We start from the raw sequence: 15,780 nt of genomic DNA, 5'->3' as shown, positions 1-15,780 counted from the left end.
ACATGTCTACAAAAGCTGATAATCGGCACTTGTATTTAAAAGTAATTGAACGAATCAAAGAGGATATTAAAAATGGAATCTACACTGAGAAGGAAAAGCTGCCTTCCGAATTTGAGCTTTCCAAAAAGCTTGGTGTCAGCAGAGCGACGCTAAGAGAAGCCTTGCGGATCCTTGAAGAAGAGCATGTGATTATCAGAAGGCATGGTGTAGGCACTTTTGTCCATTCTAAGCCGTTATTTCTTTCGGGCATTGAACAGCTGAACAGTGTAACCAAGATGATAGAACAGGCGAATATGACGCCTGGCACGATTTTTTTATCATCGCAAGTGCTTATGCCGTCTGAGGATGATATCAAGAGATTTCACTTGGAAGAGGGACAAGAACTTTTTTACCTCGAACGAGTCAGGACAGCTAACGGACAGCCGATTGTGTATTGTATAGACAAAATTCCGATGAATATTCTGCCGAATTCTTTTTCTCATCAGCAAGAATCTATGTTTGATTTGCTTGAGAAAAATTCAGGCTCCGTGATCAGCTATGCTGTGACTGATATTGAGCCAATCGGCTATCATGATACCATTTCTCCAGTGCTTGAATGCGATCCGGAAACAGCTCTTTTGCAGTTAAAACAAACCCATTACGATCAGCACGATAAACCAGTGCTTTACTCCTTAAATTATTTTAGAGCGGATAAATTCAGATTTCATGTTTTACGTAAACGATTCTAAACGGACGCCTGTGATGGGTCTGTTTTTTTTATTTGCGCTGATTCATGTTTCTTTGTACATACTTTCACTCCGGTTAACGCAACATATAAGGGATGACAAGAAAGTGAATGGGTGAAAATGTTGAGAAAGAAAAATGGAATGAAACATATTATTGCATTGTCTTCCGTACCGCTTGTGATGACACTCGGGAATTCCATGCTGATTCCCGTTCTGCCTATGATGGAGAAAAAACTCTCGGTGACTTCATTTCAAGTATCTTTAATCATTACTGTCTATTCGGTGGTGGCAATTATTTGCATTCCGATTGCGGGGTATCTGTCAGATCGATTCGGGAGAAAAAAAATATTGCTTCCGTGTCTCCTCATTGCAGGATTGGGAGGGGCGGTGGCTGCTTTTGCCTCAACCTATATGAAAAACCCGTACGCTATGATTTTGGCGGGACGGGTACTTCAAGGCGTCGGTTCTGCAGGGGCAGCTCCTATCGTCATGCCGTTTATCGGCGATTTGTTTGAAGGAGACGATGAAAAGGTCAGTGCCGGTCTTGGCGATATTGAAACCGCCAACACGTCAGGGAAGGTACTGAGTCCCATACTCGGGGCCCTATTGGCTACCTGGTACTGGTTTGTACCGTTTTGGTTTATTCCGTTTTTCTGTTTGATCAGCTTTTTGCTCGTGTTGTTTCTGGTGGCCAAACCTGAAAAAGATGAAGATGCGCCCGCGGTGTCTGAGTTTATTAAGAATGTGCGAAAAATCTTTAAGCAAGACGGACGCTGGCTTTATACGGTCTTTATTATCGGGTGTGTCATTATGTTTTTGCTATTCGGCGTCTTATTTTATTTATCAGATACGCTGGAGAAGAAGTATGCCATTGACGGAGTGGCTAAAGGCGGTTTACTGGCAATCCCGCTTTTATTTTTATCAACCAGTTCCTATATAGCTGGAAAAAAGATTGGCAAAGATAAAGGCCGAATGAAGTTTTGTGTGGTTACAGGAATGATTATGTTAACCCTTTCGTTTATAGCTTTGTGGTGGAACCACAGTTTTTATTTTTTATTTGTCTTTTTAAGTTTTGGCGGAATTGGAATCGGGATGGCGCTTCCTGCTTTAGATGCACTGATAACCGAAGGGATTGAAAGTGAGGAATGCGGAACCATTTCCTCCTTTTACAATAGCATGCGCTTTATAGGAGTAGCTCTCGGCCCCCCTGTTTTTGCTGCATTAATGTCTAAAGCAAACTGGCTTATTTTCATTCTATCGGCGTTTTGCAGCATCGTTGCTTTATTCTTAGTCATCTTCACTGTGGATACGAAAAAAAGTGAAGAGGAAGAAAAAAACTTAGGGACGGTCTAGTCAACCGTCTCAGCGTGTCGACAAACCCTCGCATTCGTTGTCAGGCCTGCGCGTCGGTGCTCACGTGTTAGGAAAGGAACGGCCGTTAAATGCTTAGGCATCCTGCCTAAACACCGCCGTCATCACATCCTGTGAAAGTCTGCTCCGATGCTCGTCCTTCCTAGACTTCAGGGGTTTTCAATCACGCTGAAAAGATGACAAAGTCATAAAACAAAAACCGTTTTATGACTTTGTCAACAATCTGGGACGGTCTAGCCAACCGTCTTTTTTGCTATTAGCGAAAATCTTCTCTCTCCTGCAATGTCCAACTGTGGTTCTGCAGGCGCAAACAGCTGTCTTTTAGTTGAAAAATGGATTAATCTAACAGCCTCCGTTCATTCAGACGGAGGTTATTGTTTCCTTATAAATCCTACAGTTGCTATAATTACATGAAAGAGTGATTCTGCGTATGCTGAAAATGGGTCATAATACATACTAATAAGAAATGAACGAAGGAGGTTCCATATGTCATATGTAAATGAAATCAAAACAAAGCACGGCGGTTTAACCGCGCACATTGTAAAAACAGAAAAATTCAAAACCGTCTCGCTTATTTTTAAAATGCTTGCGCCGCTGACAAAGGAGCAAGTCACCAAAAGGGCGCTGCTTCCGCATGTGCTCCTTCGCGGCACAAAAAACCATCCGAAAACCGCAGAATTACGTTCTTATTTAGATGAACTGTACGGCACGTCCGTTTCGGCTGATCTTTCAAAAAAAGGAGAGCGGCACGTTATTACGTTCAGGCTTGAAATCCCGAATGAAAAGTATTTAAAAGACCAAACGCCGCTTCTTGAAAAGGGACTGAAGCTTCTTGCAGAAATCGTCTTTTCACCTGCTCTAGAGGGAGGCGCTTTTCAATCGCAATATGTGACTCAGGAAAAACGGACGCTCAAACAAAGAATCCAAGCGGTTTATGATGATAAAATGCGCTACTCAAATTTAAGGCTGATACAGGAAATGTGCAAAAACGAGCCTTACGCGCTCCATGTCAACGGGGAAATTGAAGATGTCGAAGCCATTACGGCTGATCAATTATATGAAACATACAAAAGCGCTATCCAACAAGACCAGCTTGATCTTTATGTCGTTGGCGATGTGGACAGCAACCAAGTGCAAGCGTCAATCGACAAGTATTTTCAAACAGAAGAGCGCAGCCTTGGGGCGATGGAAAACAATCACGCCGAGCAAAACGCACAGCCTAAAGAAGTGATTGATGAAGAAGATGTCAAACAAGGAAAGCTGAATATTGGCTACCGCACCAATATCACTTATACGGATCGAGATTATCCTGCCTTACAAGTGTTTAACGGGCTGTTTGGCGGATTCTCTCACTCCAAGCTTTTCATCAATGTTCGGGAAAAAGCCAGTCTTGCTTACTACGCCGCTTCGCGTATAGAAAGCTTTAAAGGCTTGTTGATGGTGATGTCGGGCATTGAAGTGGAAAATTATGAACAGGCTGTTTCTATTATCGCTGAGCAATTTCAAGCAATGAAAAACGGCGACTTTAGTGAGCAGGATATCGCTCAGACAAAGGCTGTCATTCGAAATCAAGTGCTGGAAACCATTGATACTGCGTACGGTTTATCGGAATTTTTATATCAGCAGGCCGCTGCCCAAGTCGACGTTCCAATTGAAGATTTTCTCGCCAATATTGATCAGGTCACAAAAGAGGATATCATGAAAGCCGGCGAAAAGATTCAGCTTGATACGACTTATTTCTTAAAAGGGACGGAGGGTGCATCTTGATCAAACCAATCAAATATGAACAGCTTCAGGAGACACTGTACCATGAAAAAATGCCAAACGGCCTTGATGTTTACGTTTTGCCGAAAAAAGGCTTCAACAAGACGTATGCGGTCTTTACTACAAAGTATGGCTCTATAGATAACCGATTTGTCCCTTTAGGCAAAAATGAGATGGTTCATGTGCCGGACGGTATCGCCCATTTTCTTGAGCATAAGCTGTTTGAAAAAGAGGACGGAGACGTTTTTCAAGATTTCAGCAAACAGGGCGCTTCTGCCAATGCGTTTACGTCATTTACAAGAACGGCTTATCTTTTCTCAAGCACATCGAATGTTGAACGCAATTTAGAGACGCTGATTGATTTTGTGCAGGATCCGTATTTTACTGAAAAAACGGTTGAGAAGGAAAAAGGGATTATCGGGCAGGAGATTAACATGTATGACGACAATCCTGATTGGAGGCTTTACTTCGGGGTCATTGAAAACATGTACAAAGAACATCCTGTCAAAATTGACATAGCCGGAACGGTGGAAAGCATTTCGCCTATCACGAAAGACCTTCTGTATGAATGCTATGAAACGTTTTATCACCCGAGCAACATGCTCCTCTTCATAGTAGGGCCTGTAGATCCTGAAGCGATCATTTCTCAGGTAAGAGAAAATCAGGAGAGAAAGCCATATACTGACCAGCCGGAGATCCAACGAGAGGAAGTACAGGAACAAGAAGCGGTGTTCCGCAAAGAAAAAGAGATCAAAATGAACGTGCAGGGACCAAAATGCCTTGTCGGGCTAAAATCAAAGAACCCGTATAGATTAGGCAAAGAGCTGTTAAAGCATGAACTTTCTATGAACTTATTGCTTGAATCTCTTTTCGGCAAAAGCTCTGCCCAGTACGAATCACTTTATGAAAAAGGGTATATTGACGAAACGTTCAGCTTTGACTTTACTGCTGAATATGGGTTTGGTTTTGCGGCGATCGGCGGCGATACGCCGGAACCTGATCGATTGGCTGAAGACATTTCAAGCATGCTTCTGCGCGCCGGTGAATTGATTACTGCTGAAAAGGTTGAACTTGCCAGAAAGAAAAAGATTGGTACATTTTTAAAAGCGCTGAATTCACCTGAGTACATTGCAAATCAATTTACCCGTTATGCTTTCTTGGATATGAGCCTGTTTGATGTCGTATCGGTTCTCGAACAAATTACCCTTGAAGATGTCCAGCAAGTCATACAAGAGGAAATGGCTGCGGATAGACTGACTGTCTGCAAGGTTGTTCCTAAATCATAAACAAAACATCCCTCCAGTGTGAGGGGTGTTTTTCTGCGGAAAGAAGGAAAGAGGATGAACAAAACAGCACTCATTACCGGAGCAAGTGGCGGCATCGGCAAAAGCATAAGCGAAACGCTTGCGGCAGATGGATACAATCTGCTGCTGCATTACCATACAAATCAAAACGCGGCAGCGGAGCTTGCTGAAAAACTTAATGAGGCGTATGGGGTGCATGCTGAGATCTTGCAAGCCGATCTCTCCGCACCGGAAGGAGCAGATAAGCTGACAAATTTAATTGTTCAGCCAATTGATGCCATTATTTTAAATAGCGGAAGAAGCCATTTTGGGCTAATTACGGATGTAGATAATGCAACGGTTCAGGAAATGGTTCAACTCCATGTGGCGAGTCCGTATATGCTGACGAGAAACCTTCTTCCAGGCATGATCCGGAATAGATCTGGGGCAATCGTTGCTGTCAGCTCTATTTGGGGAGAAACTGGAGCATCTTGTGAAGTGTTGTACAGCATGGCAAAGGGAGCCCAACACTCGTTTGTGAAAGGACTGGCTAAGGAGCTGGCGCCAAGCGGAATCAGAGTAAACGCCGTAGCGCCGGGCGCGGTTGATACAAATATGATGAATCAATTTTCTCCGCCTGAAAAAGAAGAGATTGCTGATGATATCCCGATCGGCCGGCTGGCCCGCCCGCAAGAAATTGCGGATGCAACAGCTTTTCTCTTGTCTGAAAAAGCGTCATATATCACCGGACACATTCTGTCGGTGAATGGCGGCTGGCATTGCTGATCCGAAAATATTCGGTGTATAGTATCTTTTCTGAAGGACACAATAAGCTTGTAACTTCACATGAAATGGAGGAAAAGAGCATGTCAGTATTAGAAAACTGGGATAGCTGGAAAAACTTCCTTGGCGACCGTTTGAACTATGCGCAAGATAAAGGCATGAGCCAGGATACCATTACAGAACTTGCGACAGAAATCGGCGGTTACTTGGCAAATGAAGTGGAATCTAAGAACGAGCAGGAAAAAGTGCTGGCAGATCTTTGGAGCGTAGCATCAAAAGATGAACAGCGTGCCATTGCCAATATGATGGTTAAGCTTGTTGAAAATAACAGCACGCACTAGCAAGAGAGGAGATTTTTCCTCTCTTTTTTATGTTTTCCTCGTCACAGCAACATTCTTCTTTCTAATTAGAGAAAAATGCTTTATGATAAAGGAAGGTAAAATTTTGCCACAATGAAGGGGGTATATCATTTGGCAAAGCTCGAATGGTATTTTGAATATGAAATTCAGGTCAACCGCCCCGGACTGCTCGGGGATATTTCATCTCTTCTTGGGATGCTATCTATTAACATTGTAACGATTAACGGCGTCGACCTTTCCAGAAGGGGAATGCTCCTCAGGTGCCGCCATATAGATCAAATCAAGCGATTAGAATCAATCTTAAAAACGATGGAAACAATTAAAGTAACGAAGCTGCGAGAACCGAGGCTTCGCGACCGTCTTGCGGTACGCCACGGCCGCTACATACAAAGGGATGCCGATGACAAGAAAACGTTCCGCTTTGAACGGGACGAGCTAGGCTTATTAGTCGATTTCATGGCGGAATTGTTCAAAAAAGAAGGCCATAAATTAATCGGGATCCGGGGGATGCCGCGTGTCGGAAAAACGGAATCGATTGTGGCCTCCAGTGTATGTGCAAGCAAAAGGTGGCTGTTTGTGTCATCAACTTTGCTGAAGCAGACGATAAGAAGCCAGTTGATCGCCGATGAATACAGCACTGAAAATGTCTTTATCGTTGACGGAATTGTGTCAACAAGAAGAGGATCAGAACGCCATCTCCAGCTGGTCAGAGAAATCATGAGGCTGCCTGCAACAAAAGTGGTGGAGCATCCGGACATATTCGTTCAAAACACAGAGTATACACTAGATGACTTTGATTATATTATTGAACTGAGAAATGGCCCCGATGAGGTTATTACATATGAACATGCTGAAGAACCCCAAATGTTTGATCAATCCGGGTTTTCAAGCTTTGATTTTTAAAATTGGAAGGTGTTTGTTGTGACTGAACTAGGAATCCGGCTGAAAGAGGCCAGAGAGGAAAAAGCAATGTCATTGGATGATCTCCAAGCGGCAACAAAGATTCAAAAAAGGTATTTAACCGCCTTGGAGGAAGGAAACTATGACATTATTCCGGGGAAGTTTTATGTTCGGGCATTCATTAAGCAATATGCTGAAGCCGTCGGACTTGATGCCGATCAGCTGTTTGAGGAGCATAAAAAAGATATCCCGAATACGTATCATGATGATGTATCTGAAAAAATCTCCGGCATGAAGCTTCAAAAGGAAATGCCAAAGCCAGCATCTAGAGCGCTGGAATTGCTGCCAACGATACTTGTGATTCTCGGCGTGATTGTCGTGATTGCGATTGTGTACGCGATCATACAATTTGCGAATCATAAAAGCAGTGAGGATAACAATGCAGCTTCAGAAAAATCAATTACGCAAAGTGAAAGCAAGTATGAAATCCCTAAAGATTCCGCGCTAAAAGAGAATCAAAATAACAGCTCTGAAAAAGAGGAAGACACTAAAAAAGAAACAAAAGAAAATGAAGATCAAAAAGAAGAAAATGACAGTGAAAAACTGGAGATGAAAGCAACTGGCACTGAAGGATCGTTAACGACTTATGAAGTGTCCGGCGCTGATAAAATCGAGCTTGAACTAAAGGCATCAGACAGCTCTTGGATTCGGGTGCGTGATGAAAACAGCAGCTCTTTAAAAGAGGGAACGCTGAAAAAAGATGAAACCTATAAAAAAGATATAACTGATCAGAAACAAGTTGAGATCCGCACCGGATATGCACCTAATCTGAAAATAAAAATCAACGGCAAGGTTCTTTCCTATGAACTTGATCCGAAAAAAGTGATGGCACAAACCATTAAGATTGTAAATAAAAAGGAAGAAAAGTCATCTTAATTACCAGATGACTTTTCTTCACGTCCGAGTATGAAATTGGAGGGGCTTTATGTTTAACTTACCAAATAAAATCACACTAGCTAGAATCGCATTAATCCCAATCTTCATGATTATCATGCTGGCGCCGTTTGACTGGGGCAGGCTAGAAGTTGGAGACGAATCGATCCCGGTCGCACATTTGGCCGGTGCCATTCTATTTATTGTTGCATCCACAACAGACTGGGTGGACGGGTACTATGCCCGAAAGCTGAATCTTGTGACTAACTTCGGGAAATTTCTTGATCCGCTTGCGGACAAACTGCTTGTATCCGCAGCATTAATTATCCTTGTTCAATTTGACCTTGCTCCAGCTTGGATGGTCATTGTGATTATCAGCAGGGAGTTTGCCGTGACAGGTTTGAGGCTTGTCTTAGCCGGAACAGGAGAAGTGGTGGCTGCTAATATGCTTGGTAAAATTAAAACCTGGGCACAAATCATTGCGGTTTCAGCATTGCTTCTTCATAATCTTCCGTTTGAACTTGTGTCATTCCCGTTTGCTGACTTGGCGCTATGGGTAGCTGTCTTCTTTACTGTCGTCTCAGGCTGGGAATATTTCTCCAAAAACTGGGAAGCGTTAAAAACAACTAATTAAGAAAGAAGGACTTACGTCATGGAATTTCCAAAGAAAGCAGAAATTATTGCGGTCGGTTCTGAGCTGTTGCTTGGCCAAATCGCCAATACAAATGCTCAATTTATCAGCAAACAGCTTGCTGACATCGGAGTGAACGTATTTTATCATACAGCAGTTGGAGATAATCCGGAGCGGCTGAAGCAGGTCATTCGCATTGCTGAAGAACGCTCTGATTTCATTATTTTTTCAGGAGGTCTCGGGCCGACAAAAGATGATCTGACGAAAGAAACGATTGCAAATGCGCTGGGGCATCCGCTTGTGTTAGATGATGAGGCGTTCCAATCCATTGAGGACTATTTCAAACGGACCAAACGCACGATGTCACCTAATAACCGAAAACAGGCGCTTGTGATCGAAGGATCTGACGTGCTGGCAAATCACTTCGGAATGGCGCCGGGAATGCTCCTAGAGCACGATTCGCGCTTTTATATGCTTCTTCCTGGGCCGCCAAGCGAATTGCGTCCCATGTTTGAAAACGAGGCAAAGCCTCTTCTGCTGAAAAAGATGGGCTCAAATGAAAAAATTGTATCAACCGTTCTTCGTTTTTTTGGTATCGGCGAATCTCAGCTTGAAGCTGATTTGGAAGATATTATTGATGCACAAACCAATCCGACAATCGCTCCTTTGGCAGCCGACGGAGAGGTGACGCTGCGTCTGACAGCCAAACATGCTGACGAAAAGGAAACGGAGCGTCTGCTAAAAGAAACAGAGGCTGTTATCTTAGAACGTGTAGGGGAATTTTTCTATGGCTATGATGATACTTCCCTAGTAAAAGAGCTTTCTAAAGCATGTAAGGAAAAAGGCATTACAATTGCCGCGGCTGAAAGTTTTACCGGCGGGCTGTTTTCTGAATGGCTGACGGATCTCAGCGGTGCTTCAACATTGTTTGCCGGCGGCGTCGTTTGTTATACAAGCGACGTGAAGGAGCATGTGCTTAGCGTCAAGAAGGAAACATTAGACCGTTTTGGAGCGGTCAGCAAGGAGTGCGCATTAGAGCTGGCAAAGGGTGTTCAACAGCTCACTGGCAGCGATATCGGCATCAGTTTTACCGGTGTAGCAGGTCCTGATACTCAAGAGGGGCATGAGCCTGGACATGTGTTTATCGGCATTTCAGCAAATGGAAAAGAAGAGGTTCACGAGTTTCACTTTGCGGGGTCCAGAACGGGAATCAGAAAACGTGGCGCCAAATACGGCTGCCATTTAATCTTGAAGCTTTTAGAGCAAAAATAATATTTTCAGCACATTATCCTCCTAAAAAACATGATTTCTCTGATACATGATAGTATTTTGATAGAAATCCGCCACGAAAAAATCCGAATATGCGTTCGCTTTTTTCTTGGCAAATCCCTTCAAACAGGGTATAGTATATGTAGTGGTAACATAAAGGAGGAAAAAATAGAATGAGTGATCGTCAGGCAGCCTTAGATATGGCTCTTAAACAAATAGAAAAACAGTTCGGCAAAGGTTCCATTATGAAACTGGGAGAAAAGACAGATACAAGAATTTCTACTGTCCCAAGCGGCTCCCTCGCTCTTGATACGGCATTAGGAATTGGCGGATATCCGCGCGGACGGATTATTGAAGTATACGGTCCTGAAAGCTCAGGTAAAACAACTGTGGCACTTCATGCGATTGCTGAGGTTCAGCAACAGGGCGGACAAGCCGCATTTATTGATGCAGAGCATGCATTAGATCCGGTATACGCACAAAAGCTTGGTGTCAACATCGAAGAGCTTTTACTGTCTCAGCCTGACACGGGCGAGCAGGCGCTTGAAATTGCGGAGGCATTGGTTCGAAGCGGTGCAGTTGACATTGTTGTTGTTGACTCTGTGGCAGCTCTCGTTCCGAAAGCGGAAATTGAAGGCGACATGGGAGATTCGCATGTTGGTTTACAGGCACGCTTAATGTCCCAAGCGCTCCGTAAGCTTTCAGGCGCCATTAACAAATCGAAGACAATCGCGATTTTCATTAACCAAATTCGTGAAAAAGTCGGCGTTATGTTCGGGAATCCGGAAACAACTCCTGGCGGCCGCGCGCTGAAATTCTACTCTTCCGTACGTCTAGAAGTGCGCCGTGCTGAACAGCTGAAACAAGGAAACGACGTAATGGGGAATAAAACGAAAATCAAAGTCGTCAAAAACAAGGTGGCACCGCCGTTCCGTACAGCCGAGGTTGATATTATGTATGGAGAAGGCATTTCAAAAGAAGGCGAAATCATTGATCTTGGAACTGAACTTGATATCGTGCAAAAAAGCGGTTCATGGTACTCTTATGAAGAAGAGCGCCTCGGACAAGGCCGTGAAAATGCAAAACAATTCTTGAAAGAAAATAAAGATATCATGCTAATGATCCAGGAACAAATTCGCGAACATTACGGCTTGGATAATCACGGAGCAGCTCAGCAGCAAGCTGAAGGTGCACAAGAAGAACTTGAATTTGAAGAATAAAAATAAAATCAGTTTGAAATGATACAAAAGGCTGGGTGAAAAACTCAGTCTTTTTATTTTTGCAAAAAATGATAAAAAATATTGCTTTTTTTGACAACTTTTTCGGTGCTTCATTCGTCTAACAAAACGTGTGCAAAATGGAATTTATTTTGGGAGGAAAAACTGAATGACAAGCCCAGCCAGCAGACGAACTGCGAAACGCAGACGGAGAAAACTAAATAAAAGAGGCAAACTTTTGCTTGGTTTTTTAGCAGCGATGATTTGCTTTACGATTTGGAATGCGCTTCACCGAGATAGTGAAGGGAACGAGCCATCTCAAGAAACTGCAGCAGCTTCAGATAGCGGTCAGAAAAAAGAGGTTATAAAGAAAACCGCCGAAAAAACAGAGGAACAAATCAAAACAGTGGACCGTAATCAAAAAATCAGCCATTATTTAAATGAGATCGGCTTCAGCGGAACAGCCATGATTGTCAGAAATGGAGAAATCGTAACACATAAAGGTTTTGGTTATGCCGATCGTAAATATCACATCCCTAATAATCCATTGACCTCTTTTTATGTCGGTTCGTCACAAAAAGCGCTGATTGCAACCGCTATTTTGCAGCTAGAGGAAAAGGGAAAACTTCAGACAAGTGATCCGGTAAGCGCGTATTTACCTCAATTCCCTAACGGGCAAACGATTACTTTGAAAAACCTGCTCACACATACATCGGGAATACACGGGCATGTTGAAGGAAACGGTGCAATCACTCCGGACGATTTAATAAAAGACATAGAACGTCAGGGAATCAAACGTCAGCCAGGCGTATGGGACTATCAGGATTCCAATTATTCCGTTCTCGCTTATATTGTTGCTGAAGTAAGCGGTGAGTCATATGAACAATACATAACGAATCATATTTTTAAACCAGCGAAAATGACGCATGCAGGCTTTTACAAAACATATCATAAAGAACCTTATCCGGCTGTCGGTTATAAGCTGAAGGGCGGCAAGCCGATTACACCGTATATGCCCGATTTATCCCAGCTGTATGGGGCCGGTGATATTTATATGAGCGCTTCAGATATGTACAAATTTGACCAAGCGCTGATAGACGGCAAACTGTATTCGCAAAAAAGCTATAAAAAGATGTTTACGCCGGGAAGCAGCTCCACATACGGTATGGGATTTTATATTGCTCCCGGAAGCTACTCAAACCATGGTGTCATGCCGGGCTTCAACATCTTAAACAGCTTTAGTAAATCTGGGCAAACCATTGTAATTTTGTTGTCAAACATTCAAAATAACGCTAAACTGGGCCAAGTGAACAATAGAATATACCAGCTTCTGAATCAAGAATGATTCATGATCTTCTTTTGGATGAATTGCATTCGGCACGGGATAAGACGTCGGCTCTGCAAACGTTAAGATGGCAAGCTTGACAAGTATTTCCGACACATTTACAATGAAGTTGTAACATTGTTTTTTTAACATGATTGTTAAACCATTTAAACTTGACAAGGGCGATGAAAATACTCATTCCCTGTGAAGGTTCTGTATGTTGAGAAAACTAGACAATGTACATGCCGACACTTAATGAAGCAACAACCAAGTTCATAGCAAGAGGAGGTGAAAGTATGACCCCAATTATGATGGTTCTCATCTCCATTTTGCTGATTCTACTCGGTTTAGTTGTTGGCTACTTTGTTCGTAAAACCATTGCCGAAGCGAAAATTGCGGGCGCACGCGGTGCAGCCGAGCAAATTCTTGAAGATGCAAAGCGTGATGCTGAAGCACTGAAAAAAGAAGCTCTGCTTGAAGCAAAGGATGAAATCCACACACTTCGAATAGATGCTGAACAGGAAGTTCGTGAAAGACGAAATGAGCTTCAAAAACAAGAAAACCGTTTACTCCAAAAGGAGGAAAACCTTGATCGCAAACATGAGGGAATTGATAAACGGGAAGCGATGTTGGAGAAGAAAGATCATTCTCTGAATGAACGACAACAACATATTGAAGAGATGGAAAGCAAAGTGGATGAGATGATTCGTATGCAGCAGTCAGAGTTGGAACGAATTTCGAGCCTGACTCGCGATGAAGCAAAACAAATCATTCTTGAACGGGTTGAAAACGAGCTTTCACATGACATCGCCATCATGACAAAAGAAACTGAAAACCGCGCGAAAGAAGAGGCGGATAAGAAAGCGAAAAACATTCTTTCACTCGCCTTACAGCGTTGCGCAGCGGACCACGTTGCTGAAACAACGGTATCAGTTGTTAATCTTCCAAATGATGAGATGAAAGGACGTATCATTGGGCGGGAAGGGCGTAATATTCGTACGCTTGAAACGCTGACAGGAATTGACCTGATTATTGATGATACCCCTGAAGCTGTCATTCTTTCCGGATTTGATCCGATCAGACGTGAGACAGCAAGGATCGCTCTAGACAAACTCGTTCAGGATGGCCGTATTCATCCGGCACGGATTGAAGAAATGGTTGAAAAATCTCGCCGCGAGGTCGATGACTATATTCGTGAGATGGGTGAGCAAACGACATTTGAGGTTGGCGTTCACGGTCTCCACCCAGATCTCATCAAGATCCTCGGCCGCTTAAAGTTCCGTACAAGCTATGGTCAAAATGTGCTTAAGCATTCCATGGAAGTCGCATTCTTGGCCGGTCTAATGGCATCGGAGCTTGGAGAAGACGCAAAGCTTGCTAAACGTGCGGGCCTTCTTCACGACATCGGAAAAGCAATTGACCATGAAGTAGAAGGAAGCCACGTTGAAATCGGGGTAGAGCTTGCGACTAAATATAAAGAGCACCCAGTCGTGATTAACAGTATTGCATCACACCATGGGGACGAGGAGCCTACTTCCATTATCGCTGTGTTGGTAGCGGCAGCTGATGCGCTTTCCGCTGCTAGACCAGGCGCGAGAAGTGAGACGCTCGAGAATTATATTCGAAGACTTGAAAAGCTCGAAGAAATTTCTGAGTCCTATGAAGGTGTTGAAAAATCATTTGCCATTCAGGCTGGACGCGAAGTGCGTATTATGGTGAAGCCGGATTCAATTAATGATCTTGAAGCTCATCGACTGGCGCGAGATATCCGTAAGCGAATTGAGGACGAGCTCGATTATCCAGGTCATATTAAAGTGACAGTAATCAGAGAAACTCGAGCCGTTGAGTATGCAAAATAAAGTGATGCGCTAAGCATCACTTTATTTTTTTGACGGCGAAAGAATTTTAAGAATAGAAGGGATTTACAAAATGAGAATGTTATTTATTGGAGATGTTGTCGGTTCACCAGGCCGTGACATGGTAAAAGAATATGTGCCAAAGCTAAAAACAAAATATAAGCCGCACTTTACCATTATTAATGGTGAAAACGCCGCACATGGGAAAGGGCTCACGGAAAAAATTTATCACAGTTTAATCCAGGCTGGCGCCGATGCAATCACGATGGGAAACCACACATGGGACAAAAAAGAAATTTTTGATTTTATAGATGACGTTCCGAACTTGGTTCGTCCTGCAAACTTTCCTGAAGGAACACCGGGAAAAGGGATCACATATGTGAAAGCAAACGGCAAAGAGCTTGCTGTTATTAATTTACAAGGACGCACGTTTTTACCGCCGCTTGATGATCCGTTTTTAAAAGCGGATGAGTTAATTGCCGAAGCTGCAAAAAGAACACCGTACATTTTTATCGACTTCCATGCCGAGGCGACAAGTGAAAAGCTTGCACTCGGCTGGTACACGGATGGACGGGCGTCCGCAGTCGTCGGAACTCATACACACGTGCAAACAGCGGATAACCGCATTTTGCCGAAGGGGACGGCATATATTACTGATGTAGGAATGACTGGCCCATATGATGGTATACTGGGGATGGACAGAGAAACGATTATTAAGCGATTCAAAACGAACCTTCCAGTACGATTTACTGTCGCTGAAGGAAAAACAACATTAAGCGGAGTAGTGATTGACATCGACGACCAAACCAAAAAGGCTGTCAAAATTGAGCGGATTTTGATCAATGATGATCACATGTTCTTTGAATAATTGAGCATGTGGTTATTTTATAAAAATATTAAAAAGAAAAGCAGGAATATAGCGACTCCTTAGTGAATATAGTAAAAATGGAAGGTAGCCCGCTATTTTTGAAAAGCATTGTGGGGATGGCTTTTTGGATAGCAACATCTAATAATGATTGTTCTAATGAACACTCACTTATCCATTGTAAAACTAAGGGGGAGCAGAAATGGAAATCTTAAAAGTTTCAGCAAAATCGAGTCCAAATTCAGTGGCAGGTGCGCTTGCAGGCGTGTTAAGAGAACGAGGAGCCGCCGAGATTCAAGCGATTGGAGCGGGTGCATTAAACCAGGCTGTAAAAGCTGTGGCGATTGCCAGGGGATTTGTGGCGCCAAGCGGCGTTGATTTGATTTGTATTCCTGCTTTTACAGATATTCAGATCGATGGGGAAGAAAGAACGGCGATTAAATTAATCGTGGAGCCTCGCTAAAAACAAATAAAGCATTCTCAACCTGTTTGCGTCATGC

15 protein-coding genes are annotated in these 15,780 nt (G+C 43.3%); all 15 read left to right on the top strand.

The window, feature by feature from the left end:
- The first annotated feature begins 2 nt into the window (after positions 1–2).
- The 15 genes from BV11031_RS09540 (at position 3) to spoVS (ending at position 15,743) form a co-directional block, all read left to right on the top strand.
- Positions 3–728 (top strand): GntR family transcriptional regulator, encoded by a 726-nt coding sequence (locus BV11031_RS09540; RefSeq protein WP_010327988.1) that lies wholly within the window; start codon positions 3–5, stop codon positions 726–728.
- Between the two features lie 138 nt (positions 729–866).
- Positions 867–2,078, top strand: coding sequence for a bacillibactin exporter BcbE (bcbE, locus tag BV11031_RS09535; RefSeq protein WP_121643731.1), 1,212 nt, complete (start codon positions 867–869; stop codon positions 2,076–2,078).
- A gap of 504 nt (positions 2,079–2,582) precedes the next feature.
- Positions 2,583–3,863 (top strand): EF-P 5-aminopentanol modification-associated protein YfmF, encoded by a 1,281-nt coding sequence (gene yfmF / locus BV11031_RS09525; RefSeq protein WP_010327986.1) that lies wholly within the window; start codon positions 2,583–2,585, stop codon positions 3,861–3,863.
- Entirely contained in the window at positions 3,860–5,146 is a 1,287-nt protein-coding gene (gene yfmH / locus BV11031_RS09520; protein WP_010327985.1) for an EF-P 5-aminopentanol modification-associated protein YfmH, read from the top strand. The genes yfmF and yfmH overlap by 4 nt, the downstream gene beginning before the upstream one ends.
- A 54-nt stretch (positions 5,147–5,200) precedes the next feature.
- Positions 5,201–5,929: an elongation factor P 5-aminopentanone reductase gene (gene ymfI, locus BV11031_RS09515; RefSeq protein ID WP_010327984.1), complete on the top strand. Its 729-nt coding sequence runs from the start codon at positions 5,201–5,203 to the stop codon at positions 5,927–5,929.
- Positions 5,930–6,009: 80 nt separating this feature from the next.
- Positions 6,010–6,267, top strand: a complete 258-nt coding sequence (locus tag BV11031_RS09510) for a DUF3243 domain-containing protein (RefSeq protein WP_010327983.1) — start codon at positions 6,010–6,012, stop codon at positions 6,265–6,267.
- A gap of 129 nt (positions 6,268–6,396) precedes the next feature.
- The gene (locus BV11031_RS09505; protein ID WP_010327982.1) at positions 6,397–7,188 is read left to right on the top strand and encodes a DUF3388 domain-containing protein; all 792 of its coding nucleotides are present in this window, start codon (positions 6,397–6,399) and stop codon (positions 7,186–7,188) included.
- 18 nt (positions 7,189–7,206) lie between these two features.
- Positions 7,207–8,121, top strand: a complete 915-nt coding sequence (gene rodZ / locus BV11031_RS09500) for a cell shape determination protein RodZ (protein ID WP_010327981.1) — start codon at positions 7,207–7,209, stop codon at positions 8,119–8,121.
- Positions 8,122–8,170: 49 nt separating this feature from the next.
- Entirely contained in the window at positions 8,171–8,752 is a 582-nt protein-coding gene (gene pgsA, locus BV11031_RS09495; RefSeq protein ID WP_121642594.1) for a CDP-diacylglycerol--glycerol-3-phosphate 3-phosphatidyltransferase, read from the top strand.
- An 18-nt stretch (positions 8,753–8,770) separates the two neighbouring features.
- On the top strand, positions 8,771–10,021 hold the full coding sequence (locus BV11031_RS09490) for a competence/damage-inducible protein A (protein ID WP_121642595.1): 1,251 nt from the start codon (positions 8,771–8,773) through the stop codon (positions 10,019–10,021).
- Between the two features lie 170 nt (positions 10,022–10,191).
- Positions 10,192–11,238, top strand: coding sequence for a recombinase RecA (recA, locus tag BV11031_RS09485; RefSeq protein WP_010328349.1), 1,047 nt, complete (start codon positions 10,192–10,194; stop codon positions 11,236–11,238).
- 166 nt (positions 11,239–11,404) lie between these two features.
- On the top strand, positions 11,405–12,580 hold the full coding sequence (locus BV11031_RS09480) for a serine hydrolase domain-containing protein (RefSeq protein WP_129550746.1): 1,176 nt from the start codon (positions 11,405–11,407) through the stop codon (positions 12,578–12,580).
- 275 nt (positions 12,581–12,855) lie between these two features.
- A complete protein-coding gene (gene rny, locus BV11031_RS09470; RefSeq protein ID WP_010328352.1) occupies positions 12,856–14,418 on the top strand; it encodes a ribonuclease Y in 1,563 nt (520 codons plus the stop codon).
- Between the two features lie 70 nt (positions 14,419–14,488).
- Positions 14,489–15,283: a 2',3'-cyclic-nucleotide 2'-phosphodiesterase gene (gene ymdB / locus BV11031_RS09465; RefSeq protein WP_010328353.1), complete on the top strand. Its 795-nt coding sequence runs from the start codon at positions 14,489–14,491 to the stop codon at positions 15,281–15,283.
- A 199-nt stretch (positions 15,284–15,482) separates the two neighbouring features.
- A complete protein-coding gene (gene spoVS / locus BV11031_RS09460) occupies positions 15,483–15,743 on the top strand; it encodes a stage V sporulation protein SpoVS (RefSeq protein WP_003154135.1) in 261 nt (86 codons plus the stop codon).
- Positions 15,744–15,780: the final 37 nt, after the last annotated feature.

Origin of the sequence: Bacillus vallismortis (assembly GCF_004116955.1) — a bacterium.
GTDB classification, from domain to species: Bacteria; Bacillota; Bacilli; order Bacillales; family Bacillaceae; genus Bacillus; species Bacillus vallismortis.
The sequence above is the reverse complement of the archived record's forward strand: the minus strand, read 5'-3'. Positions and strand labels throughout refer to the sequence as shown.

Excerpts from the sequence above, each read along its gene's own strand:
- BV11031_RS09540 (WP_010327988.1), top strand. The coding sequence starts at position 3 with ATGTCTACAAAAGCTGATAATCGGCACTTGTATTTAAAAGTAATTGAA.
- bcbE (WP_121643731.1), top strand. The coding sequence starts at position 867 with ATGAAACATATTATTGCATTGTCTTCCGTACCGCTTGTGATGACACTC.
- yfmF (WP_010327986.1), top strand. The coding sequence starts at position 2,583 with ATGTCATATGTAAATGAAATCAAAACAAAGCACGGCGGTTTAACCGCG.
- ymfI (WP_010327984.1), top strand. The coding sequence starts at position 5,201 with ATGAACAAAACAGCACTCATTACCGGAGCAAGTGGCGGCATCGGCAAA.
- BV11031_RS09510 (WP_010327983.1), top strand. The coding sequence starts at position 6,010 with ATGTCAGTATTAGAAAACTGGGATAGCTGGAAAAACTTCCTTGGCGAC.
- pgsA (WP_121642594.1), top strand. The coding sequence starts at position 8,171 with ATGTTTAACTTACCAAATAAAATCACACTAGCTAGAATCGCATTAATC.
- BV11031_RS09490 (WP_121642595.1), top strand. The coding sequence starts at position 8,771 with ATGGAATTTCCAAAGAAAGCAGAAATTATTGCGGTCGGTTCTGAGCTG.
- recA (WP_010328349.1), top strand. The coding sequence starts at position 10,192 with ATGAGTGATCGTCAGGCAGCCTTAGATATGGCTCTTAAACAAATAGAA.
- BV11031_RS09480 (WP_129550746.1), top strand. The coding sequence starts at position 11,405 with ATGACAAGCCCAGCCAGCAGACGAACTGCGAAACGCAGACGGAGAAAA.
- rny (WP_010328352.1), top strand. The coding sequence starts at position 12,856 with ATGACCCCAATTATGATGGTTCTCATCTCCATTTTGCTGATTCTACTC.
- ymdB (WP_010328353.1), top strand. The coding sequence starts at position 14,489 with ATGAGAATGTTATTTATTGGAGATGTTGTCGGTTCACCAGGCCGTGAC.
- spoVS (WP_003154135.1), top strand. The coding sequence starts at position 15,483 with ATGGAAATCTTAAAAGTTTCAGCAAAATCGAGTCCAAATTCAGTGGCA.